The following is a 22,932-nucleotide window of genomic DNA, read 5'->3' as shown; positions in this document are numbered from 1 at the left end:
GTCAAGAAAACAAAAAGGATGTAATGATTTTGTTCGACCAAAAACAAACCGGGCACAAAGCCTGGAAATCATTACATCCGGAGACGATCATGCCAGACACTCGCCTCAATGTCAGCCTCCAAAATCACGAGCGTTCCGAGCCGCAGCGAGCAGTGCCCGCTCACTTCAACGAGTATATCGTAGCCTGCGAGCATCTGCGCGGTGAGGGCATTTTCGACGAGATCGAGCAGCAGTTTCGGCTCGACCGAAGCGGCTACCAGTTTATCGACGCGGTGCTGGCGGGGCTGGCCTTTTTTAGCGCCCAGCCCACGTACTCGGGGCTTCGTGGGATGCTCGACGAAGTCAATGGCCGAGGGTGGTCGCAGGCCCTGGCAGCGGCAGGGGGGCGAGACAGGCTTTGCAGCCAGGCATCGATGTCGCGCGTTTTGGGCGACATTCCCGAGGAGATGGCGTGTCGATTCAAAGAGCAGTTGCTCGGAGCATGGACCCCGGCGGCGCCTTTTTCGGCCTACGAGGCTGTGCTGTGGCGCGATTGCACCGGGCAGTCCTGGCACGGCTTCGCCATCGATGGGCGCGTGCAGCCTTTTCGACGCCGGGCGCTGTGCGAGGGCGAGGAGTACCCGCCCGCCCGCCGTCGGGTCGACAGCTTGGGCGCCAAACCGGGCTATTCGGGCCGAAAGCGCGCCGACGTCCAGATGGAGACGTCGATCTTGGAGCATCTGGGAAGCGGGCTTTATCTGGCGATGAATTATGCGGCCGGAAACGGCCAGCTCAGCGATGACTTTGCGCAGGGCCTGGCACTGATAGAGCGATGGGCCAACGCCCGCGGGCTCGAGCCCGGCCGGTGTTTTCTGGCCATCGACGGCCACCAGGGAGGGTTTGCCCAGCTGCGCGCGGCGCTTCGCTCGCCGGTGCACTTTTTGACCCGGCTTCGTTACTACGAGCCGCTCAAAGATCCTGCGGTGCGCGCTCAGCTGGCCCAGCAGACATGGCAGAAGGTCGACGATTCCCGAAGCGGCCCCCAGCGCTGGGCGACCGAAATGGGCGACTACTGGCTTGGTGACGCCCGGGCCAGGCTGGTGGTCAGCTGCTTTGAGCCGACCGACGGCAAGAAGCGCGGCGCCGGATGCTTTGTCGACGGGCTTCAGTACGAGGTCTACGCCTGCGATCTCGACCCGACGGCCTATCCGGCCGCAGAAGTCGTCACCACCTACTACGCCCGGGCCGGCCGCCAGGAAAACGGCTTTGCCCGACTCGATCGGCACATGGATCTGGAGAAGATGTACTCGGATTGCGCGCCCGGCCAGCAGGTCATGATGGCGCTGGGGGTTTGGCTACACAATTTCAGGGCTATTAGGGGCGCCGAGCTCTTCGGCGAGCTCGAGCCTATCGACGTCGAGGCTGCGCCGCGCAAGCTCGAATCGGCCGACACGCTGCCGCTCGCGCCGACCGGTGCCCCCGCACCCCACGCAGCCCCAGCGGCAGGCCGTCCGGAGCCGGCCTCGCTCGCCGTCGGCTTCGAGGCATCGCACGCCTGGTGGCAGAGTGTCACCCGAAAGGTCGAGCAGCGCATCGGTGGGCTCGATGGATTCAGCTATGACGCTCAAACCCGCCAGATCGGCTGTGCGAAAGGCGCCTATCTGGGCCTGTCCGGAATGCGCCAGCGCGGCGGCCGTGTGATCGTCAGATTCCGCATCGGCTCCCCACAAGCCTGCCAGGGCTGCCCCTTCCGCCGCGAATGCACCTCGTCGACGTCGCCGACCTACAGAAAAGAGATCGAGATTCACATGCCGCCGCCAGCCACGCTGGGTGCGCACGATGAGCCAGCTGCGATCCAAGGCCAAGATAAGGCCGCTGACGCGCCGACGCATGGCAGTGATCCCGCTGATAAGGCGTCGCCCTCAACGGCCCTGCTAGGGCTTAGACTGTCGATTCCTGACGACTTGCCCGAACCCGGCGACCTCCACATGCGTCAGCCGGTACTGGTCGCAAGCACCTTTCGCAACGCCTTTCGAAAAGCTGCTCGAAGCCTCAAGGTCGAGGTGACAAAATCTCCACCGGATTCCTCAACTCGCCACGTAGACTATCTGGCGATGACCGCCGCACGTCGCCAGCGACGCCGGAAAACCTGGGACGAGCGGCTACAGTGGAACAGCCTGCCCCAGCAGGCCAACATAACAATCGCCATCAGAGCCCCCTTAACTGCCGCACGTCTTTTACCGGAGGCAAATACCCCCGCATCGGATCCCCCCTTTCAAAACAAGGCGAATAGGTGATCCGAATCGAGTGGGCCTCGCACGGGGGTGGCGGCGCGCAGGCGCCGGGGGCCGAGGCCGCGAACCTGCAAGGCATCTCACAACTGTTTCACATCAAGAACCGTATGCGCTCATCCTCCACATTTTTGTTGCTGACCCTGGCAGCCCTGCTCACCGCGTGTAACCCCTCCGGGGCCGACCAAACACGCGCCGAGCAGGACTCCCTCGGCTTTCCGTGGGACAGCTCCGAGAACGGCAAGGAAGACGTCTTCGGCCGCTCCCTGGTAGGCGTGCCCGACCCCTACGTGCCGGCGAGCGAGCTGCTCGACAACCCCGTCGACGCCGAAGCCGAGCTCAAGACCAACATGCGCCGCCGGCGCGAGGTCGCTTGGCAGTCGGCCTTCAAGGTCCTCGAACCCGTCCCGCTGCTCGGCCTCCAAGACCAAATCGAGGCGCTCCCCGAGTGTCCCGCCGAGGTCTCGACGCGCGACATCGACCGCTGCGCGCGCCAAGACGACGCCGACGCCTGCGCAGCGTTCGCGCCCAAGGACGTCGACGGCCTGTGCGCCTGGGACGAAGCGACGAGCACCTGCCAGCCCACCTGCGATCACCTGACGCTGCCCGACGGCCAGGAAATCCCGAAGATCCCGCGCTGGGCGACCTGGTACGGCGTCGAAGACATCAACCGCATCTTCAAGCACGCCTACGCCCAGCTCACCGACGAGGAGCGGCTCGCCCGCGCGCCGCTGTCGGACGTGCAGATCGGCGACGCCTTCCACTACAACCACACGGCCGTCGAGCGCTCGAGCCGCTGGCCGCTGAGGCGCTACACCGACGCGGTGCTCGACCTGTACGGCTGCGAGATCGAGCGATTCGAGGGCGAGAGCGAAGAAGACTGGCAGCAGCGCTGCGCCGAGGCGCGCCAGAGCAAGTTCAGCGGCTCGTCGGCCGCAGGCGGCGGCATCGCGCGCATGGTCTACAGCCCGGCGATGGTGCTGCACATGATGCGCAACTATCCCGAGATCTTGGCCTGCCGCGACGACAAGCTCGCCGACACCTGGTGCGCCGAGGGCGACGACTGCGTCGACCCGCCCGAGAACTTCTCGACGTGTTTCGCGAATGAGTTTCCAGCCGACGCCGGCGACCCGTGGGAGGGGCTCGACCCCGAGGAGGCCGGACACCTGGTCGGCCTGCCGTCTGCCGGCGGAACCGTGCTCATCAAGGCGACCTGGTCGCGCGTGGGCTTTGGCTTCGAGCTCCCCGCTTACGACACCGACGCCGAGGCGCTCGAGCGGCGCATCGGCCCCGGCCAGAACGCCTTGTGGGACGAGGAGGGCGACCGCACCTACGAGTCCCCGCAGGACCCCACCGAGCTCGCCTTCCCGGGCCCCAACGACATCTACACGATTCGCACCTCCTCGGGCGGCGTCTACCGGCTGACCGGCCTGCACATCATGACCAAGGAGCTTCGCCACTGGCAGTGGATCACGCTGTGGTGGAGCGACACGCCCGACTCCGACTTCGGCGCCGACCGCCCCGACAGCTTCGGCGAGCTCGACCCGGTGTGGAGCAACTACAAGATGTGCGTGGTCGTCGACTACACCGAGGCCGACGCCGACGTGCTCGCGCGCTTCGAGGACCTGCCCAGCCTGCAGGCCGCGCTGGCGGCGACGAACCCCGAGCCGGGCGCGCCCACCTGGTGCAGCAACCCGTATATCGAGCACGCCGAGGGCAACGCGCGCACCAACTGCATCGGCTGCCACCAGCACGCCGGCTCGCGCTACAAAGAAGCCCTGGGCGACGAGCCGCAGCCCTTCGACGTCGACGAGATCATCGCCCACGAATCGGCCGACATGAACGAGGCCAACCGCTACCCGGCCAACGGCCGGCTGCGCCGCCGCACGCACTTCGCCGCCGACTACTCGTGGGCCTTTAGCCGCCTGGACGATCTGACCGAGCTGGTGCGCACCGAGGTCGAATACCAGGGCGCACGCGACGAAGAGTGGGCCCGCCGCAACGACATCCTACACGGCGAAGGCTCGCCGACGCGCGGCGAAGAGGTGTTCCGAAACGCCACCGCCGAGGAGAGCTGCACCGACTGCCACGGCGCCGAAGGGGAGGGCGGCTTCGGCCCCGCGCTCGCCCAACGCTTCGCGCAGAAGACCGACTGGCAACTGTTGCACACGATCATCGAAGGCCGCGGCAATATGCCCGCCTGGGGCGAGCGCCTGAGCGACGAGGAGCTGACCGACTTGTTTACGTATCTGCGGGCCAACTTCGAGTGATCGGTGCGAGTGCATCCCTGCTCTCGCCAACTTCGAAAAATTGGAGGCAGACCTTCCAGGTCTGGAAGCAAAGCGCACGCTCCTGCAACCAGACCTGGAAGGTCTGCCTCCAAACAACTCGACCACTATTCCAACACCTCCAGCCGGTCCCCCACGCGCACCACGCCCTCATTCTGCTGGATCAGATTCTGCCCGAAGAGCACCTTGCTCCCCTCGCGCCGATAGGTCGCCAGCGTCCGCAGCGGCTCCTTGCCCTTCTCGCCGGTCGCCTGGTCGATGGTCGTGACCACGCAGCGGTCGCACGGCTTGGCCACGCGAAACTCGACCTTCCCGATGCGCACCCGCTCCCAGTCGTCGGCCGCGAACGCCTCGGCGCCGTCGACCACGATATTCGGCCGAAACCGGTCCATCGGCACCGGCGCGTCGAGCCGGCCGTTCAGGTCCTCCAGCGACGCCTGCTCGATGAGCAGGAAAGGGTAGCCGTCGGCGAAGCTGACGATGTCATCGGCGCCGCCATGCTTCGGGTCGACCGCGCGGCGGGTCGACTCGGGCATGAACACGAGCCGACAGTCAGTGCCCAACTCCTCACCGAACCACCGACCCGCCTCGTCGCCCGCATCGAGCGCCTTACACCGCTCACCCCACACCTCGACCTCGAGCTCCGCGCCTCGCCCGAGCTCCGCAGGCACGACCAGGGGCGCCGCTCCCGCCCGCTCCAGGCGAAGCTCACCGCCCCCCAGGCTCGGCCGCACCAGCGCGAGCTTCGGATGCGAGCGCTGCGTGATGAACGTGCCGTCCGGCGCGACGACCATCCAGCGTCGGTCGTGCGCGAAGCCGCGGTCGGTCACCCGCGCGGCGTCGACCTCGACGCCGGCGGCGGACTTGACGGGGTAGATGTGCAGCGAGGAGATGACGATGTCGTTCATGGCGCGGTCGGGGCTCGGAGGTAAAAAGTCTCCGGGAGTGTATGATCGTAGGGACTCACAGCGCCAGACTCCCGAAGCTCTCAATCGCCCCCGTGACCGAAAGAGGGTACGGTGCGTGGGCATCTTGCCCTCGCCAGCGAGAGCTGGAAGCACTCGCACCGAAAGGGGGTACGGTGCGTGGGCATCTTGCCCTCGCCAGCGAGAGCTGGAAGCACTCGCACCGAAAGGGGGTTCGGTGCGTGGGCATCTTGCCCTCGCCAGCGAGAGCTGGAAGCACTCGCCCCGAAAGGCGACAGCGCGATGTGTTCGGTGCGTGGGCATCTTGCCCTCGCCAGCGAGAGCTGGAAGCACTCGCCCCGACAGACGACAGCGCGATGTGTACGGTGCGTGGGCATCTTGCCCTCGCCAGCGAGAGCTGGAAGCACTCGCACCGACAGACGACAGCGTGACGTGTTCGGTGCGTGGGCATCTTGCCCTCGTCAGCGAGAGCTGGAAGCACTCGCACCGAAAGACGGTTCAGTGCGTGGGCATCTTGTCCTGGTTGCAAGGCCGTACGCTCATGCAACCAGCGCTGGAAGCGCTGCCTCCAAATGAAGGCGACTGACCGTGACCGTGGCCACGGCCACGGGTAGGGACTTACCCCACTAGTCTTCGCCCTCGGCAGGCCCGCCGCCGACGGCGCGCCGCGGATCGTCCTCCGGGTTGACGTAGGTGATGTCGAAGGGCCCATCCATCACGATCTCCATGACGGTCTCCTCGCCCTCGGCGGTCCAGGCAAAGTGTGGCTGCTTTGCCGGCGCTCGCACGTAGGAGAAGGGTTCCATGCGCGTGGACGCCTGCTTGTCGAACTCGGCCTCGTTGGCGAAGTGGACCGCGCCGGAGAGCACGGTGATGCGCTCGTCGGTCGACGAGTGGGTGTGGGGCGGCATGACGTAACCGGCGGGAAAGCGCAGCCGGACAACCGCGATCTCGTCGTCGTTCAGGTCGCCCTCGATGACGGCGAGTTCGGCGCCTTTGGGTAGGAGGTTGCCGGGGGCTGCCCACTCGAAGACGTCGGCGCAGGCCGATGGTGGTGGGACCCGCCGGGGATCGATCAAATAGTAGACATGTGACGGGGATGCCAACTGGCGGCCGGTCACCGCTCGCGCATCGCGGCGATGTCGGCGCGGCAGGCGTCGTCGAAGCCCAGCGGGGGGGCGTCTTCGTCGTCGACGACGCGCTTGCGTACCTCGTCGAAGGCCTGGGCGCGGTCGTAGGCCCAGTGCATGACGCACGCGTCGTTGTGGTCGTGGTGGGGGTGGGCGGGGTCTTGGTGGTCGTCGACCATCGGCAGGCCGTTGGCGACCAGGCCGAGGGCGTGGCCGACCTCGTGGGTCCAGATGGCCAGCTCGGTCTGCTGGCACGCCTTCTCGACGAGGCCGCGGCGGCGAAGCGTCTCGCCGCTGTCGTTGGCGCAGGTCTCGTCGAGTCGCTCTTTGAAGACCACCACGTTGCGGTTGGCCCACGACAAGCCCAGGATCTGGGTGTCGGCGGTGTCTCGCTCGTAGTGGCCGTCCAAAAAGAGCACGTGCATCTTGATGGTCTCGGCGTCGACGTCCAGATCGAAGGTGTCGCGCTCGACGGCGTCGATTCGCGACAGGGTCCACACGTCGTCGTCGCCGCCGGCGGCCAACGCCTCATCGAGCACCACCTCGACGCCGCCCGGCTTGTCGACCAGGCCGTCGAGGCCGTCGACCAGTTGGGCGATCGACTCCGGGGAGGGCGCATGCCCGCTGACGTAGTCGACCTCCAAGACCAGGCGCCGATGGCTGTCGCTGCGGATATAATCCTCGACGCGGGCCGGGTCGACCTTGTCGAAGGTTCCTTCCGGGGCGGGCTCGCCGCAGCTGGCGGCCGCGAGGGCCGCCAGCGCGAGCATGATGGGGCGTAAGGTGCGCGACATCACTCGGTGACTTCCTCGTAGTTGAGGTAGAGCACCGCCTTGTAGAGGCGGACCGGCTTGCGGTCGGCTTTCACGTAGACTGACAGCTCGAGGTCCTCGGTCAAGCGCACGCCGTTGGCGGTCAGGTTCTCCGCGACGATGTCCTGCTCGGCGTTCGGCTGCACGAAGCCCGTGCTCATCGAGAACGGGGTGCCTTCGCCTTCTTCGAGGTCGGCGAGCAGGTCGATGATGGTGGTGGTCAGGTCACCGCGGCTGTACTTGATCTGCTCCTTTTTGAGGGGCGCGGGCGTGCACGCGTCGACCGGGATTTCGACGCCGGGCAGGTCCTGGCCGAATTTGGGCGCCTTGAGCCTCCAGCGATGGCCCGTGCCCTCGTTGACGAACGGCTCGCGGTCGAGCGTGGTGTACCAGGCGTTGGTGAAGCCGTCCTGCAGGTCCTCGGTCAACCGAGCGGTGTCGGCGTACGGCGGGTTGCGCAGGGTCGTGCCGGCGGGGATGAAGTCGCCGTCGCCCTCGTAGCAGTCGCGGGTGGAGACCCAGCGGCCGTCGGGCTCGATCTCGTAGCCGGGCAGGCGTCCCGACGGAACCTCGGTGTCGAGGTCCTCGATGAGGATCTTGTCGTTGGGGTTGTTCGTGATCGTGTGCACGATCGCCAGCTTGGCCTCGGTGACCTCGAAGGTGCGCCCGGCCTCTTTCCACTCGTCCGGCAGCGGCACGTGCGCCAGCAGGCGGACGTCGGTGGGGCGCTTCTCGTAGTTGCCCCACAGGTACTTGTACTCACCCTCGTGCTCGCCCAGATAGATCGTGTAGTCGGAGCTCTGAGCCATATTCGACTCGTCGAGGTCGAACATGTACTCGGTGAGCTCGAGCGGATCCATGTCCAGGTTGTCGTCGAGCGGCGGGCAATTCTCGTAGTCCGACATCGTCGGCTGGCCGGTGACCGGGTCGAAGTTCAGGTACGGCACCGTCTCGTGGCACGTCAGGATATGCTCCATGGTCACGTAGTGGTCGGTCTTGCACTTGACCATCGCGCCACCGAGTCCGGCGCACCACTGGCCGCGGCCCGGCCCGACGCTGTACTTGAGCGTGGGCACGTTGGCCACCGCGATGCCCTGGTGGTTGCCGTCGGCGTCGCTCAGCGGGCCGACCCATCCCTCCTCGTGCACCCCGTCTCTGGGGCGCTGCATGGCGCCCACGAAGTCGACCGCGTTCCAGCCGAACCCGTTGTCGATGGGGTACAGGGTCAGCGAGCCGTCGACCATGACGTCTTCGTCGCAGCCGTTCTGGCAGATGATGCTCGGGTCGTCGGCCGCGGTCACCCCGTCGACGCCGCCCAGCACGTTGTCCAGGGTGAACGTGTACTCGTTGCTGTACTTGTAATCAGCGGGGTCGAGCAGCTCGGCTTCGTTGGGGTCGATCTCCTCCTGCTTGTTTCCGGAGTCGTTGTTGCCTGCGTCGGCGTTGCCGCCGTCGTTGTTGCCGGCGTCGTTGTTTCCGCCGTCGATGTCGCCGGCGTCGGCTCCGTTATTTGTCGTCGATTCGAGGGGCCCGTCATCTTCCGTCCCATCGCCGCACGCTGCGACGAGGGATAGGACAATCAAGGCGATCGTGGCGAACCATGCCATTCGAGTGTATTTCGTCATCGGGGGGCTTCCTTCGGCGGTGCCGGGCTTGAAGTGCAATTACGGAGCACTTTCGTCTTTCGGTGGGAGTGCTTCCAGCTCTCGCAGACGAGGGCAAGATGCCCCCGCACCGAATTACTTAGTGCAGTGTATTCGAGCAGTCTTAAAGTTGTTTGAAGTGGCGAAGCGACTCGCTACGCCGATGTCTTCATGGCCCTTTAAGAACGCAACTCACATGCCAAGGAGGTGAGGGTCTGCAGGTTTCGTCGGAGGAAGTGCGAATGCGGTTGCTGAGGCGGGGCGTCAAGGGGAAAGAAAAGAGGGAGGTTGTCGACATTCGACGCTTCGTCGTCGGCCGCGCGACGGTGCACAAGATGCATCGACCTGTGGTGGCGCGAAATTTCTGCGTGGGTTTTTGTTGAGTGGCCCTCGGTGGGACGTATACAGCGTTTTTCGACGTTCATAACGCGAGCAATTTGCGCGCAACGTCTCATAAATGAAAAAGCCCCCGGCGAGCAGGGGCTCGCCGGGGGCTCGGTCTTGGGGGCCTACGCCAGAGGCCTCAAGCCTCGACCGGCTCGTCGACCTGGGGCGACTCGCCGCTGTCGACCCGGGGCTCGTCGCCCGCGTCGATGACGGGGTCTTCGTCGGCGCGCTCGCGGCCGGTCGACTTCGCCCAGGTCGGGCGCACGCGGTCGGCGAGCTGGTGGCGGCCGGCCTGGCGGAACAGGCCCTCGAGCTGGCTGGCCACGCCCTGGTAGATGTCGTCCCAGTAGTCGACCGCGCGGTCGTGGTCGGCCTTGGCCTGCTGCAGCTGGCGCTTCTCGCGGTTGGCGTCGGTGCGCTCGTCGCGGTACTCGACGAGCTTGGCCTCGAGGGCGTCGGCCACCGGCACGCTCTGGAAGGTCAGGCCGACGTCATTTGTCACCGGGTCGGGGTTGGCGCGCAGCAACTCGACGACGTTTTCGGCGTAGGGGATGACGCCTTCTTGGTCGTGGGGCGGCTGGTTGTTCAGCCCGAACTGGCGAAGCTTGTCCACGCCGACAATCTCGCCGGCGGTGTTGCGCACCGTGCGCAGGCGGTGGACGAGCGACTCTTGCATGGTCGCGTTGCTGGCATCGTCGGCTTGCTCGGCCGCGTATTTCAACGCGGCCTTCTTGAGATGATCGTTGGCCGCCTGCATCTGGCCGGCGATCCAGACAAAGAGCGTCTCGAATTGCGTCTTCGTCCAGCGCTGGCCATCGGCACCTTTCTGGCGCCGCTCGAGGTCCTCGGCCACCGCCGGGCCATTGACCTCGGCCATCGCCACGAGTTGCTTTCCATTCGCCAGCTTGTTCTTCGTAGTCTTGTTCAACGAACCCTGCATCACATCCTCCTCATCAAGAAATCAGAAAAGAAATCAACGGCGGTGCCCTCTTGCGAAACACGCATGGGGCGCCGGGATTACGGGTCGTTTCCCCTACACAAATGTGAAAACGATAACCGGCAGCATAAAAGACCGGTCCCGATCGCGCAACGCGCGTGCGGGGAGCCTGTGTGAAACTCACGAACGCCGAAAACTCGCGCAGGAGGGCTTCGCGAGTTTCACAGAAGCCCAAAACTCGCGCAGAAGGGCTTCGTGAGTTTCACAAAGGCCCAAAACTCGCGTGGGGAGGCTTCGTGAGTTTCACAAAGGCCCAAAACTCGCGTGGAAGAGCTTCGTGAGTTTCACAAAGGCCCAAAACTCGTGTGGGGAGGCTTCGTGAGTTTCACAAAGGCCCAAAACTCGCGTGGGGAGGCTTCGTGAGTTTCACAAAGGCCCAAAACTCGCGTGGGGAGGCCTCGTGAGTTTCACAGAGGCCCAAAACTCGCGTGGAAGGGCTTCGTGAGTTTCACAAAGGCCCAAAACTCGCGCAGGAGGCCTTCGTGAAATCGGGGGAGGCCCTGCGAGCGCGAGGGCACCATAAGGTGAGCGACCACCACGCGCGCTCGCCGCTGTTGAACGTCCAACGCGCCTGCAGACGTGTCACCCCGCCTCGCGGTCCGAGATCGAGGCGCGCGTCCACCGCATGAGCGAGCTCATCGACCGTGCGGCGGTCGCCCTCGAGGGGATAATGCACGAGACGGTCGCCGCCCGCATCGGGCGCTCCCAGCGATGCGTAGGCTTAAGTGCAATCACATAATTTTTGGCAGAAACGGTGTCTAGATTCGGGTCTTGCTGGGGAATGAGCCCCACCTTGACCGGAGACGAAATCATGGGACGTCCTGCCAAACATATCCAGCTCGCAAAAGAGCAAATCAACGAGTTGCACGAGTTCTATCACCACGCCAAGGTCGCCAGGGAGCGAACGCGAGCCCAAATAGTGTTGCTCGCTGGCGAGCAAGGCCTGTCTGCCCCTGAAATTGCACGCCTCGTGAACATGAGCCAGCAGACCGTGGGTAGATGGATTGCTCGATATCTCGATGAAGGCATTGATGGGTTTGCAGATCGGCCTCGAACCGGTGCTCCATCGAAAGTAACTGAGGAGTTTGTCGAGCGGCTCATCGAGGTGGTGCGCCACCGCCCGCGTGCCCTGGACCAGTCTGTTTCGACCTGGACGCTCGAGCATCTTGCCGAGTTCATGGCCGAAGAGTTCGATATCGAGGTCAGTGGCGAGACCATTCGCCGGCATCTCGCCGACAATGGAATCGTTTTGCGCCGTCCACAGCACAAGATCACAAGCCCCGATCCGTTGTACCGCGTAAAAAAGCGCAGATTGAAGCCACCCGAGAAAACTTAGGCGACGACGAGGTGCTCTACTACGCAGACGAATTCAACATCAGCTGGCTGCCCACGCTTCGAGCCATGTGGTCGCCCGTCGGCCAACAGGTCATGATTCCGACGCCTGGCATCACCACCCGACGCTACGGACTCGGCGCGGTCAACTGGCAGACCGGCGACTGCATCGTTCTGGTGCGAAGGCGCAAACGACGCATCGAGGCATGTGAGCTGCTCGAAGCCTTACTTACCAAGCACCCCGACAAGACCGTTTACGTCGTCTGGGACAACGCTGCGATGCACTCAAAAAAGGAAATCGATCACGTCGTCGACCAGAGCAATGGTAGACTCAAGCTGCTGTATCTGCCGACCTACTCACCATGGCTCAATCCGATCGAGATGCTGTGGAGGCACTGGCGCCGGGAAGTGACTCACTGCGAACTGTTTGAAACCATCGACGCGCTTGTCGATGCCACCAATGACTTTTTCGATCGCTGTAATCGACTGCGCCATAAGGTGCTATCGATCATTGGCTCAAAGCACCAAGACTTCCGTGTTTGCACTTAAGTGCAAACACGGAAGTCTTGTACTTTAAGAGTCGCACTCCGGCCGCTGAATCGCCTGGGAAGCATGCACCCGTTCTTGGTGGTTGGTTCTTGGTTCTTGGTCGATGCTTCGACGTCTTTACCAAGAACCAAGAACCAAGAACGGCTGCAACTGTCATGGAGGCTCATAGGAGCAGGCACTTCTCGTAAGTCACAGAAATTGTGTGCTTGTACTTAGAGGACGTCGACCAGCCCGCCGAGCACGCGGCGGCGCACCGCCTCGCGCTGGCGGTGCTTGTAGCGGGCGTGGGAGGCGCGCCCCGCGCGGCTCTGGCGGTGGCTCTCCTCGTCCAAGATCTGGACTTCGAAGGGAAAGAAGAACCTCACCTCGCCGCGCTCTTCGTTGGGCGCGGGCACCCGAATCATCTGACGACAAGTAAACTGGATCGCCCGGTAGGTGGACGAGCTGAACGGGTTGTGGCTGCGCTCGTCTGTGCCGCCGGCGGCCGGGGCGCGCTCGGCGATGCGGCGAAGCTCGTCGCGCGCGGTGCGCCAATCGGCGGGTAGCTCGGGCCCGGCGGCCTCGAGGCGCTCGAGCTCGGTCTGGAACCACTCCAGGTCGATGAGCGTGTTGCGCGAGCGGCTCGGCTTGACGTTCGCGAACATGACGATGTTCTGCTGCCTCAGCCGGTGGGCCACCAGCAGCGCGTCGAGGCGGTCGCGGGTCACGAAGCGCACGCCCACGCGGTCGAAGACGTCGGCGGCGACGTTCTCGGGCTTGTGCAACAGCTTCATGAGCACCGAGCGCGCCGGTTTGACGGGCTTGATCTCGAAGTCGACCAGCGCGATCGCCTCGTCGTCGTCGCCCAGCCGAAGGCCCTCCTCGTCGAGGTGCAGGTGGGGCTCGAAGCGCGCCAAGACTTGCTCGCGGATATGCGAGGCGTAGCGCTCGTTGAAGAACGATGAGCAGTGCGCCGCGGTGTGCATCACCCGGAGCAGCGCGCACGTCCACTGCCGGCGAGGGGAGGGCTGCTCGGACGACGCCCACACGAGCAGCTCGGGCACGTCGGTCTGCTCGCGAATCTCGGCGGGCACGCGCTCGGCGTCGAGCAACTCCCCTTCGATGAACGCCACCGCCTCCCGGCGGATCTTTTCGACCTCGTCGCGGTGCGCCTCGAGCTCCCAGTCGAACCCGTAACACGCCAAAAACGCCACGGCGCCCTCGCGGCCGTCGACGTCCAATTGGGGTACGTCGATGGCGGAGAGGCCGCCGATGATCGAATGGAGCGAATGCCAGGGAAAGTTCACAGCGCGGGCTTTACGGCAAGGACAACGAAGTGGCGGGTCATTTTGACCCATCGGCGGGTGTTTGTCAGCTTCGAACACCGGAGCGTCTAGTGAATCACCCACAGCTTGCGCACGCGCTTGTCGTCGGGGCCGACTACGGCGTCGACGAAGAGGCGGTCGCCGATGCGTTGGGTGCGTTTGACGTCGACGGCGCAGTCGCCGGGGCACAAGGCAGCGAGCATGTCGTCCGAGAGGGTGTCGGCAGGCTTCTCGACGGGAGGGAGTGAATCGACCGGGCCCGTGCCCGCTTTGGAGCCGTCGGAGGCCCAGAACTGCGCGCCGTCTGGGGTGTTCACCTTGAAGTAGACCTTCTGGTCGACGATCCGGAGTTGATAGGACTGCGAGCCGACCGACACGTCGGGGTCGGAGAAGGCGTGGAGCAGGGAGGTTCCCTGCTTGGTGCCGTCGGTGCGCCACAGTTGCCGAGCGCCGCCTTTGCCGACCGCGGTGAAGACGGCGACGCCGTCGAGGTTGGCGAGGACCTCGACCAGGGAGCTCGACTTGCCGGGGGCGATGTCGGCCAGGATGAAGGTTCCCTGGTCGGTGCCGTCGGTCGACCAGGGCTCCCGGCCGTTCGGCGCGCCCGCCTCGCCGTTCACGAAGAAGACCCGGTCGCCCAGCGCCTCGACCTCGGTCGGGGAGCTGCTCCTCCAACCCTTCGCCAGGTCGAGCACGCGGTGCTCGCCGTCTCCCGGGTTGTCGACGACGCGAAGCTCGACGCCGTGCGCATCATCGCGGCCGACAAAGAAGACAAGGCCGCGGCTTTCGACAAAGTGGCGGGACGGGGGATGGGGGTTGCGCATCTCATAAGGGTCCTCGAGCACGGCGAGGAGTTTGGTGCCCTGGCGGGTGCCGTCGGTCATCCAGACGGCGTATTCGTCGGGCACGTTGCCCTGCGACTCCTCGAAGATGAACTTGTCGCCGAGCACCCGAGTGACGTGGATGTCGCCGAACCGCCGTGTCTCGGGGGGCCGAAGGTCCTGGAGGCTGCGGGTGCCCTCGGGGGAGCCGTCGGTGGTCCAGATCTCGACGTTGGGCTCGCCCACGCGCTGGAAGAACAGACGGTCGCCCACGCGCTCGAAGACCTTGGCGATCAGCATCCTCGTGTGGTCCGTGCCCGGGCCGAGCACGGCGAGTTCGGTGATCTCGAAGTCGTGCGTCGGCTGCGGGGTCCCGCTGTCAGGGGAGTCAGCCTGGGTAGGCGATTGGGCTCGAGGCGCGGCAGGCTCGTCGTCGGTCGTCGCCTGCGCAGACGCGTCGTTGGCCGGCGGCGGCGACGACTTGCATCCCGCTGCGCCCAGGCTCACAACGACGGCGACGCAGATGGCGAAGAGGGCGGTGGACAGCGCGCGGCTGCGCATCCCGTCGCCTCTCATCGGCCGAGGCTCGGCGTGGTCGTTTGTCCGTGGTGTGTGCATCGGATCTGGTCTCCAACATTCATTGAAAGCATTGAAAGCAACATGTCGAAGCTACGCGCCGAGTATGGCGTCAGCGTTCGCGCGAGATGATCATTTCGTGCAGATGGGGTGCACTCGAGGTGGCCATTGTAAGGGAAGGGGGGTCCCCGGCGAAGCCCGGGGCAGGGGCACTTTGTTCGGTGGGAGGGCATCTTGCCCTCGTAAGCGAGAGCTGGAAGCACTCGCACCGATAGAGGGTTCGGTGCGTGGGCATCTTGCCCTCGTAAGCGAAAGCTGGAAGCACTCGCACCGATAGAGGGTTCGGTGCGTGGGCATCTTGCCCTCGTAAGCGAGAGCTGGAAGCCCACGCACCGATTGAGGGTTCGGTGCGTGGGCATCTTGCCCTCGTAAGCGAGAGCTGGAAGCACTCGCACCGATTGAGGACAGATCTCCGTGCAGTTACTTAGCTCGTCGCGGATGCAGGCCGCGCGCCGTCGAGCGCGACGATCCAGAGGCCATGAATAATCCCGGGGATGTAGCCGAGGATGGTCAGGATCAGATTGAGCCAAAAGTGATTGCCCAGCCCGACCTTGAGGAAGACCCCGAGCGGGGGCAGCAAGATGGTGACAATGATGAGAAGGATTTTGTTCACGGGATACCTCCTAGGTTACAGAACCGCGTCTCTCGAATTGTTGCCGCGGAGGCGCGTTGTATCAACCTTCACGCCTTCGCGCCTTCGCGCTATGCTGCACGAACTTCGAATGGCTTTGATTTGGGAGGATTGCATATGTCTGTTTTTGGTTCGCAACGTGTTCGTCGGCAGGTGTCGATGGTGTGTTTGGGGTTGGGCTTGTTGGCCGGAGGCGCGATGTCGTGCGACGCAGACGAGGCGCGCGAGGGCGGCCTCGATGCAGCCGGCGCGGATGTGTCGGATGTCGCCGAGGACTCGGGGGGCGACGTCGCCCCGCAAGATGCGGCGGCGCAGGACGTGTCCGACACGGCCGTCGACACGGGGTGTGAAGGCGACGGGTGTGCCCAGGCCGACGTCTCCGACTGCGTCGACGGCGGGCCCGGCTGTGAGGAGCCCGACGCGAGTGACCCGCCGGATTGCCGCGGCTTGCGGGTGTACGACTGGACGGACCTGGACGACGGGGTCATCGAGGGGAGTTACTTCTCCGACCATCATTGGGGCACGAATATCGAGCACGACCCGGAGTCGATTTCGGTGGTGAGCGCCGAGGACCGGCTGCGCGAGCCGGGCACCAAGAGCCTGCGGTTCTACATCGACCCGCGCAATCCGTCGCCGCCCGACTCGACCTCCCACGCGGGCAACCTGCGCGCCGAGATCTACGAGTCGTACGAGTTTCACACCGGCGACACCGTCTCGTGGGCGCCGGACAAGCCGCTCAAAAGCGAGGAGTGGATCAGTTGGTCGTATTATTATCCGCCCGATTTCGTGGCCGGAGACACCGCCAGCACCAAGTTCATGCAGGCCCACGTGGGCCACGGCGCCGCCCCGCTCGACCTGCGGGTGTGGAACCCGAGGGAGTATCCGGACTACCCGCAGGGGCGCTGCGCCGGGGGCGACTGCGACGAGTTCGTCTTGCACCGCCTCTTTCCCGATGACGGCATGGACGGGGAGGTCGCCATCACCGACGTCAAACCCGAGGCCGGCCAGTGGTACGACTTCGTGCTGCACACCGTCTGGGACACCGAGAGCGGCGGCGAGGGGCTGACCGAGTTTTGGATCAACGGCCAGAAGTACTATAGCAGCGCCGGCGGGAACACCTTCGAGAACCCGGAGAACAAGGACCACCCCTACGGCGCGATGCTCAAATTGGGGATGTACCACGGGACGTGGCGCTACGAGGACGACATCCAGCGGTCGCTGGACGAGGGCGTCGACCACCTGGAGGTCTTTATGGGGCCGGTGCGCATCCTCTCTCGCCTCGAGGGCGACCATATCGGAGCCGACGGGCTCCACTGCGTCACCCCGCAAACTGCGCGCCCGTAAGTGAATTCACGGAAGACTTTCGCGCGAAGTGTTCGGTGCGGGGGCATCTTGCCCTCGCCAGCGAGAGCTGGAAGCACTCGCACCGAAAGCGCGCGAAGTGTTCGGTGCGGGGGCATCTTGCCCTCGCCAGCGAGAGCTGGAAGCACTCGCACCGAAAGCGCGCGAAGTGTTCGGTGCGGGGGCATCTTGCCCTCGCCTGCGAGAGCTGGAAGCACTCGCACCGAATATGGGGCGCCGCGACGGTTGGTCGTTACGGCGGGGCGGTGATATGCATCCAAGACAGCGTGCCGTACCTGCCATCCACCCTCACACGACGACGCCATCGATATGATTACCGTCCACCACCTCGAAAACTCTCGGTCGCACCGCATCCTCTGGCTCCTCGAAGAACTCGAGGTCGACTACGCCATCGAGGAGTACAAGCGCGACCCGAAGACCAAGCTCGCGCCCGACAGCCTGCGCAAGGTCCACCCGCTGGGTAAGTCGCCGGTGATCTCCGACGAGGAGCGCACCGTCGCCGAGTCGGGGGCGATCATCGAGTATATCCTCGACGTCCACGGCGACGGGAAGCTTCGCCCGGAGGAGGGCACCGACGCGTACCTGCGCTACCGCTATTGGATGCACTACGCCGAGGGCTCGGCGATGACGCCGCTTTTGCTCGACCTGGTCTTCGGGATGTTGCCGCGTGAGTCGCCGTGGCCGGTGCGCCCGCTCGTCAAGCTCATCTCCAAGGGCGTGCGCGGCGAGTTCATCCACCCGCGCGTCGAGCAGCACGCGGGGTATTGGGAGGAGGAGCTCTCAGCGTACGATTACTTTGCCGGCGACGCGTTCACCGCCGCCGACATCCAGATGAGCTTCCCGCTCGAGGGGCTGACCACCAGCGACAAGTGGCGCAAGAAGTATCCGCGCGTCGTCGCATACCTCGACCGGGTGCGAAATCGTCCGGCCTACAAGCGCGCGGTCGACCGCGGCGGCGAGTTGTCGCTCGATATGTAGACGGGCGGCCGTTTGGGGTCGAAGGGCTCTTGTCCGTGGAGCCGGTTGGCTATCTCGGAGACGAATCGGTAGTGCTGCGCCGGGTTGTCGTCGGGGCTGAGCACGAAGACGAATGTCGAGATGCGTCCGGCGTAGGCCACGTGAGTGGTGGCCTCGTCGAGCTCCAATGAGACCCCTCCGTCGACGCGCACGATGAGCATCTTGTGCGCGTCGAGCCCGTGGTACAGGTGGTGCGGGACCGCGCCCTGGTCCTCGATGGGCATCATGCCGATGCGATTCTGCTCCAGGAAGCACTCCATCAGATCCCAGGTGTCGACGTCGACGTCGTTGGCGAGGAGGTCGGAGGCGTGGACGAGCATCTCTTCGAAGCTCATTGGCCCGGCGAGGTCGAGTTCGATGGCCTCGTCGAAGAGGCGCTTGAAGGCGTCCTCGTCGCGAAGCCCTTCGTAGGAGGCGACCCGGCGAAGCTCGTGGCCGAGTTCGTGGTGGCGTGTGCGACCCAGTCGCGCCCACACGTGGCGGATGGCGCCGCGGCGGCTCACCTTATCGGCGGCGTACAGCTTGTAGGCCACCACCGCCAGGACGACCAGCGCGAGGCTAAAGCCCACCGCCAGCCAACCCATCTTCCAGATGAGCCATCCCGAGATGAGCACGCCGGCGATCTGGACCCACGGATACAGCGGTGAGCGGAAGCCCGGCCGGTAGAACTCGAGCTTGCTCTCGCGCATGACGATGACGGCCACGCAGATGAGCGCGAAGAGGATGAGCTGGAAGGCGCTGGCCAGCTTGGCGACCGCGGCGATGTCGAGGGTGACCAGGCACACGATCATGGTGACGACGGTGCCGATGACCGCCCACACCGGAATCCCCTTGGCCGAGATCTCGCCGAAGGCCGGGGGCATCAACTTGTCGCGGGCCATCGCGAAGGGGTAGCGGCTGGCCGACATCACCCCGGCGTTGCCCGTCGAGGCGAAGGCGGCGATGGCCGCCACGACCATCATCATCACGCCGATATCGCCGGGGAGCCAGCTATTGAAGGCCTCGGCGGCCGTGGCGACCGGGGTGAGGTCGGTGTAGAAGACCTCGGGGTCGAGCACGGCGTTCATCACGTAGACGCCCACGCAGTACAGGGTGGTCGCCGTCGCCAGCGACAGGATCATCGCCAGGGGGATGTTGCGGTCGGGGTTTTCGACCTCCTCGGCCACGCTGGTGACCTTGGTCAACCCGGCGTAGGAGACGAAGACCATACCCACCGTGGCCATCAGGCCGCCGATGCCGTCGGTCAGAAATTCTCGTGACTCGCCGCCCGCGTCGGCCGCGCCCGCGGCGCTCGCTGTCGCCGTGGGGTCGAAGAAGAGGGTGGCGAGGCCCTGGGCGACGAAGACGCCGAGCAGGATGAGGAGCACCGAGACGAGGAAGTTCTGCAGGCCGCTGCTCTCTTTGGCGCCCACCAGGTTGAGCACGCCGAAGCCGACGGTGAGCGCGACCGCCAGCGGCACGATGGGCACGTCGAAGAAGATCCCCAGATAAGCGCCCATGCCGATGAGGGCGAAGGCGCTCTTGAGCACCAGCGCGATCCAGGTACCCAGGCCGCCGATCATGCCGATCAGGGGGCCCATGGCGCGGTCGACGATGAAGTAGCTTCCCCCCGAGCGCGGCATCGCCGTGGAGAGTTCGGCGATGCTGAGCATGGCCGGCAGGATCAAGACGCCCGCCAACAAATAGGCCAGCACGATGGACGAGCCGGTCTGCGCGGCCGCGATGCCGGGCAGCAAGAAGAGCCCCGAGCTGAACATTGCCCCGGTGCTGATGGCGTAGACGTCGAAAAGCTTCAGGTTTTTCTTGAGCTTGGCCATGACTGGTCGAACCCTCGATTCGCCGGGCGAATCTCCCACGGTGGTCGGTCAACTCCCTCCATCAAAGCTAAGAGGAGGTGGTGGGTTCGTCCATATAGTAATGTCGATGGTTTGATTCGGTTTGGTCGAAGTTTTGGCGACGCCGGGAGTGTTATTGCTGATAGTCGAAGTAGAAGTTGGCGGAGACCGGCAGGTGTTGGGAGGGATCTTCGATATTTACCAAGTCAGCCACGAAGCGGCCGAAGATGGAGACGATTCGACCGGTACGAACCTCGGTGATCTGGATCGTGCAGCTACCCTGCGTCCCCGCGATGAAGTCGGCCTGGTGGTACGTGTTGAAATGCTCGATGGTCGTGGTTTCGCCGCAGTTGTAGGTGCCCTCTTGGACGTCCGGGAGGGTCAGTTCCCAATCTCCGCCGGCTCCATTGGCCCACAAGACCATGTTGCCGTCTTCTTTGGTCACGCTGTAGTACACGAAGCTCTGCGAGGCGCCGTCGACGTCGGCGTGGATCCCGACGCTTTCGGAGGAAGGTTCGGTATCGGGGAAGTCGATGTCCGAAAGGGTCGACCCTGTGTCGGAGGAGCTGGAGTCGGCGTGTTCGGCGTCTGAGCCGGAGCTCGAGCCGGAGTCGGGATCGCTACAGCCAACGGTCAGCAGGGCTGCCAAGGCGATGGTCAGCAAGGGCGTGGATGGGCGCGAAGACATCATTTCAACCTCCCAGATAGATCGTAAATGGGCTGGGAGGCTACCAACCTGCGCGCCCATCGACAACAGCGTCACGCGACGCTGGAGCGTTTCTCGGGCTTGATCCCGCTGCATGTAGTTTTAGCTTTAACACTGCAGCAGCAATGACTTTCCGTTTGCAAGCTTGGGGGACAGTGATGAAGCAGACCACGTTATGGATGGGATTCTCTATCGTCGTAGGCACGATATTGGCCGCGGCGCCGGTCGCGGCACAGGAAGAGGGCGACAGCGAAGAGGCCGCGCCGATGTCCGAGGCCGTCACCATCGACCAGCCCTACGAGGAGCCGGCCGAGGTCGCCGGGGTCGCGCGCGACGAGTCGCTGTTGCCCATCGGGCTCGCCTTCTCGGCCGGCGGCGGCTATGCCGGCTTCCTCAACGATGAGGTCAACGACGTGGTCGACCCGGGCGGCGGCTGGGAGGCCCGCGTGCTCGTGGGCACGGATAGCTGGCTGGGCTTCGAGGCCGCGTACCTGGGCACCTCCAACGAGTTCGACGCCCTCGGCCTGCCCGACGACGCGTCGCTGGTCGGCCACGGCGCCAGCGCCGCGCTGCGGCTGGGGCTTCTGCCGCCGGTGTATGACTTCCAACCCTACCTACTGGCGGGGGCGAGCTGGATGCACTACTCGGTCGAGAACGCCGACGAGGACGCCGCGCCGCTGCGCGACTCGGGCGACGTCTTCTCGGTGCCGTTGGCCGGCGGGTTTTCGTACGGCTACGACTGGCTCTTTGCCGACCTGCGCGTGCAGTTCGCGCCGTCGTTCGAGGAGGACCTGTTGCGCGAGTCGACCAATGGCGACAGCGACGTCGGCACCTGGCGAGCGGTAGCCAATATCGGCTTCGAGCTCTGAGGCGACATTCGGGGGACTGGCGCTGGTATTCCGATTCACTAAAATGGCAGGGCTCATGCCTATGTTATATGAGGCGGCGTGTGTGACTGTCTCTTGATGCCCGTCCCCTATGCTAATTTTCCAGATCCTCATCGTCTTGCTGCTCATCGTGTTGAACGGCTTCTTCGCGATGTCGGAGCTCGCAATCGTCTCGGCGCGTAAGGCGCTGCTCAAGACGATGGCGGCCAACGGGCGGCGTGGGGCCGGGCGCGCGCTCGAGCTCGCCGAGAATCCGGGCCGTTTTTTGTCGGCCGTGCAGATCGGGATCACGCTTATCGGCATCTTGGCCGGTGCGGTGGGCGGCAGCGCGCTCTCCGAGCCGCTGGGCGACGTGCTCGCGCAGATTGCGTGGGTCGAGGAGAGCGCCGACGAGATCGCCTTCGGCCTGGTCGTCGCGGCCATCACCTACATCTCGCTGGTCATCGGAGAGTTGTTGCCCAAGCGGCTCGCGCTCAGCCACGCCGAGTCGATCGCCGCGGCCGTCGCGCTGCCGATGTCGGCGCTGGCGCGCGCGGTCAGCCCGCTGGTGTGGGTGCTCGACGTCTCCACGCGTTTCGGGATGCGCCTCCTGCGCATCAGCCCGTCGCAGCGCTCGCCGGTGACCGACGAGGAGATCCGCGGGATCGTCCACGAGGCGGCCGAGGCGGGCGTGGTCGAGCCGGCTGAAAAGGAGATGATCTGGGGAGTCATGCGGCTGGCCGACCGGCCGGTCGAGGCGGTGATGACCCCGCGGCCCGACATCGATTGGATCGACGTGGGCGCCGACGAGGTGATCGTGCGCGAGCAACTGCGGAGCACCACCCACTCGCGCGTGCTCGTCTGCAACGGCAAGGTCGACGAGGTGTTGGGCGTCGTGCAGGCCAAGGATCTGCTCGAGCGCAGCCTCGAGGGCAAGGAGCTGGACCTGCGCGCGGTGGTCAGGGAGGTGCCGGTCGTCCCTGAGACGATGAGCACGCTGAGCGTGCTCGACCTGTTTCGCCGCTCGCCGGTGCACCTGGCCGCGGTCGTCGACGAATACGGCAGCCTGATGGGCGTGGTGACCACGAGCGACCTGACCGGCGTGATCTTCGGCGAGCTCGCCGAGCACGACCGAGCGCCCGAGCAGCACGCGGTGCGACGCCCCGACGGCTCCTGGCTTCTGGACGGCGGCATGCCGGTCGACGAGGCCGGCGAGCGCCTCGAGCTGCGCAAGCTCACCGGCGGGGAGGGCTATCACACGCTCGCCGGCTGGCTCATCAAGGAGTTCGGCCGGCTGCCGAAGGTCGGCGAGGCGGTCACGTGGAGCGAGTGGCGCTTCGAGATCGTCGACCTCGACGGCTACCGCATCGACAAGGTGCTCGCGACGCCTTCGCAGCAGGCGGAGCCGCCTGTCGAGTAA

General features: G+C 65.0%; 18 protein-coding genes. 8 read left to right on the top strand and 10 right to left on the bottom strand.

The window, feature by feature from the left end; all coding sequences use genetic code 11:
* Nucleotides 1–89 precede the first annotated feature (89 nt).
* Both FIV42_RS00980 and FIV42_RS00975 read left to right on the top strand, forming a co-directional pair.
* Nucleotides 90–2,276, top strand: a complete 2,187-nt coding sequence (locus tag FIV42_RS00980) for a hypothetical protein (RefSeq protein WP_141195684.1) — start codon at nt 90–92, stop codon at nt 2,274–2,276.
* Between the two features lie 104 nt (nt 2,277–2,380).
* On the top strand, nt 2,381–4,540 hold the full coding sequence (locus tag FIV42_RS00975) for a c-type cytochrome (protein WP_141195855.1): 2,160 nt from the start codon (nt 2,381–2,383) through the stop codon (nt 4,538–4,540).
* Between the two features lie 125 nt (nt 4,541–4,665).
* Here FIV42_RS00975 and FIV42_RS00970 read toward each other — a convergent pair whose 3' ends face one another.
* The 5 genes from FIV42_RS00970 to FIV42_RS00950 form a co-directional block, all read right to left on the bottom strand.
* Entirely contained in the window at nt 4,666–5,466 is an 801-nt protein-coding gene (locus FIV42_RS00970; protein WP_141195854.1) for an MOSC domain-containing protein, read from the bottom strand.
* 644 nt (nt 5,467–6,110) lie between these two features.
* A complete protein-coding gene (locus FIV42_RS00965) occupies nt 6,111–6,590 on the bottom strand; it encodes a cupin domain-containing protein (RefSeq protein WP_141195853.1) in 480 nt (159 codons plus the stop codon).
* An 11-nt stretch (nt 6,591–6,601) separates the two neighbouring features.
* Complete coding sequence (locus FIV42_RS29910) at nt 6,602–7,408, bottom strand: hypothetical protein (RefSeq protein WP_168210307.1); 807 nt, start codon at nt 7,406–7,408, stop codon at nt 6,602–6,604.
* Complete coding sequence (locus FIV42_RS00955) at nt 7,408–9,051, bottom strand: hypothetical protein (protein WP_141195852.1); 1,644 nt, start codon at nt 9,049–9,051, stop codon at nt 7,408–7,410. The genes FIV42_RS29910 and FIV42_RS00955 overlap by 1 nt, the downstream gene beginning before the upstream one ends.
* Nucleotides 9,052–9,592: 541 nt before the next feature.
* Complete coding sequence (locus FIV42_RS00950; RefSeq protein WP_141195851.1) at nt 9,593–10,384, bottom strand: hypothetical protein; 792 nt, start codon at nt 10,382–10,384, stop codon at nt 9,593–9,595.
* An 880-nt stretch (nt 10,385–11,264) separates the two neighbouring features.
* Between FIV42_RS00950 and FIV42_RS00945 the strand changes: the two genes are divergently transcribed.
* On the top strand, nt 11,265–11,789 hold the full coding sequence (locus FIV42_RS00945; RefSeq protein WP_168210306.1) for a helix-turn-helix domain-containing protein: 525 nt from the start codon (nt 11,265–11,267) through the stop codon (nt 11,787–11,789).
* Between the two features lie 11 nt (nt 11,790–11,800).
* Entirely contained in the window at nt 11,801–12,334 is a 534-nt protein-coding gene (locus FIV42_RS00940) for an IS630 family transposase (protein ID WP_246099076.1), read from the top strand.
* 212 nt (nt 12,335–12,546) lie between these two features.
* On the opposite strand, the gene FIV42_RS00935 is transcribed toward FIV42_RS00940, so the two are convergent.
* The 3 genes from FIV42_RS00935 to FIV42_RS00925 form a co-directional block, all read right to left on the bottom strand.
* Nucleotides 12,547–13,620: a TIGR04552 family protein gene (locus FIV42_RS00935; RefSeq protein ID WP_168210305.1), complete on the bottom strand. Its 1,074-nt coding sequence runs from the start codon at nt 13,618–13,620 to the stop codon at nt 12,547–12,549.
* 86 nt (nt 13,621–13,706) lie between these two features.
* Complete coding sequence (locus tag FIV42_RS00930) at nt 13,707–15,077, bottom strand: hypothetical protein (RefSeq protein WP_141195847.1); 1,371 nt, start codon at nt 15,075–15,077, stop codon at nt 13,707–13,709.
* Between the two features lie 442 nt (nt 15,078–15,519).
* The gene (locus FIV42_RS00925; RefSeq protein ID WP_141195846.1) at nt 15,520–15,708 is read right to left on the bottom strand and encodes a YqaE/Pmp3 family membrane protein; all 189 of its coding nucleotides are present in this window, start codon (nt 15,706–15,708) and stop codon (nt 15,520–15,522) included.
* 216 nt (nt 15,709–15,924) lie between these two features.
* Between FIV42_RS00925 and FIV42_RS00920 the strand changes: the two genes are divergently transcribed.
* Both FIV42_RS00920 and FIV42_RS00915 read left to right on the top strand, forming a co-directional pair.
* Nucleotides 15,925–17,070, top strand: coding sequence for a heparin lyase I family protein (locus FIV42_RS00920; RefSeq protein ID WP_168210304.1), 1,146 nt, complete (start codon nt 15,925–15,927; stop codon nt 17,068–17,070).
* Nucleotides 17,071–17,397: 327 nt separating this feature from the next.
* The gene (locus tag FIV42_RS00915) at nt 17,398–18,066 is read left to right on the top strand and encodes a glutathione S-transferase family protein (RefSeq protein WP_141195844.1); all 669 of its coding nucleotides are present in this window, start codon (nt 17,398–17,400) and stop codon (nt 18,064–18,066) included.
* Here FIV42_RS00915 and FIV42_RS00910 read toward each other — a convergent pair.
* Together FIV42_RS00910 and FIV42_RS00905 are read right to left on the bottom strand one after the other, a co-directional pair.
* Entirely contained in the window at nt 18,018–19,922 is a 1,905-nt protein-coding gene (locus FIV42_RS00910; RefSeq protein ID WP_141195843.1) for an APC family permease, read from the bottom strand. The genes FIV42_RS00915 and FIV42_RS00910 overlap by 49 nt on opposite strands.
* Nucleotides 19,923–20,073: 151 nt before the next feature.
* A complete protein-coding gene (locus FIV42_RS00905) occupies nt 20,074–20,631 on the bottom strand; it encodes a hypothetical protein (RefSeq protein ID WP_141195842.1) in 558 nt (185 codons plus the stop codon).
* Between the two features lie 194 nt (nt 20,632–20,825).
* Here FIV42_RS00905 and FIV42_RS00900 point away from each other — a divergent pair, with 194 nt between their 5' ends.
* Together FIV42_RS00900 and FIV42_RS00895 are read left to right on the top strand one after the other, a co-directional pair.
* Nucleotides 20,826–21,515, top strand: coding sequence for a porin family protein (locus FIV42_RS00900; RefSeq protein ID WP_141195841.1), 690 nt, complete (start codon nt 20,826–20,828; stop codon nt 21,513–21,515).
* Nucleotides 21,516–21,624: 109 nt separating this feature from the next.
* Nucleotides 21,625–22,932 (top strand): hemolysin family protein, encoded by a 1,308-nt coding sequence (locus FIV42_RS00895; protein ID WP_141195840.1) that lies wholly within the window; start codon nt 21,625–21,627, stop codon nt 22,930–22,932.

The organism is Persicimonas caeni (genome assembly GCF_006517175.1).
In the GTDB taxonomy this organism is placed as follows: Bacteria; Myxococcota_A; Bradymonadia; order Bradymonadales; family Bradymonadaceae; genus Persicimonas; species Persicimonas caeni.
The sequence above is the reverse complement of the archived record's forward strand: the minus strand, read 5'-3'. Positions and strand labels throughout refer to the sequence as shown.

Excerpts from the sequence above, each read along its gene's own strand:
- FIV42_RS00980 (WP_141195684.1), top strand. The coding sequence starts at position 90 with ATGCCAGACACTCGCCTCAATGTCAGCCTCCAAAATCACGAGCGTTCC.
- FIV42_RS00975 (WP_141195855.1), top strand. The coding sequence starts at position 2,381 with ATGCGCTCATCCTCCACATTTTTGTTGCTGACCCTGGCAGCCCTGCTC.
- FIV42_RS00970 (WP_141195854.1), bottom strand. The coding sequence starts at position 5,466 with ATGAACGACATCGTCATCTCCTCGCTGCACATCTACCCCGTCAAGTCC.
- FIV42_RS29910 (WP_168210307.1), bottom strand. The coding sequence starts at position 7,408 with ATGTCGCGCACCTTACGCCCCATCATGCTCGCGCTGGCGGCCCTCGCG.
- FIV42_RS00955 (WP_141195852.1), bottom strand. The coding sequence starts at position 9,051 with ATGACGAAATACACTCGAATGGCATGGTTCGCCACGATCGCCTTGATT.
- FIV42_RS00945 (WP_168210306.1), top strand. The coding sequence starts at position 11,265 with ATGGGACGTCCTGCCAAACATATCCAGCTCGCAAAAGAGCAAATCAAC.
- FIV42_RS00930 (WP_141195847.1), bottom strand. The coding sequence starts at position 15,077 with ATGCACACACCACGGACAAACGACCACGCCGAGCCTCGGCCGATGAGA.
- FIV42_RS00920 (WP_168210304.1), top strand. The coding sequence starts at position 15,925 with ATGTCGTGCGACGCAGACGAGGCGCGCGAGGGCGGCCTCGATGCAGCC.
- FIV42_RS00915 (WP_141195844.1), top strand. The coding sequence starts at position 17,398 with ATGATTACCGTCCACCACCTCGAAAACTCTCGGTCGCACCGCATCCTC.
- FIV42_RS00910 (WP_141195843.1), bottom strand. The coding sequence starts at position 19,922 with ATGGCCAAGCTCAAGAAAAACCTGAAGCTTTTCGACGTCTACGCCATC.
- FIV42_RS00905 (WP_141195842.1), bottom strand. The coding sequence starts at position 20,631 with ATGATGTCTTCGCGCCCATCCACGCCCTTGCTGACCATCGCCTTGGCA.
- FIV42_RS00900 (WP_141195841.1), top strand. The coding sequence starts at position 20,826 with ATGGGATTCTCTATCGTCGTAGGCACGATATTGGCCGCGGCGCCGGTC.
- FIV42_RS00895 (WP_141195840.1), top strand. The coding sequence starts at position 21,625 with ATGCTAATTTTCCAGATCCTCATCGTCTTGCTGCTCATCGTGTTGAAC.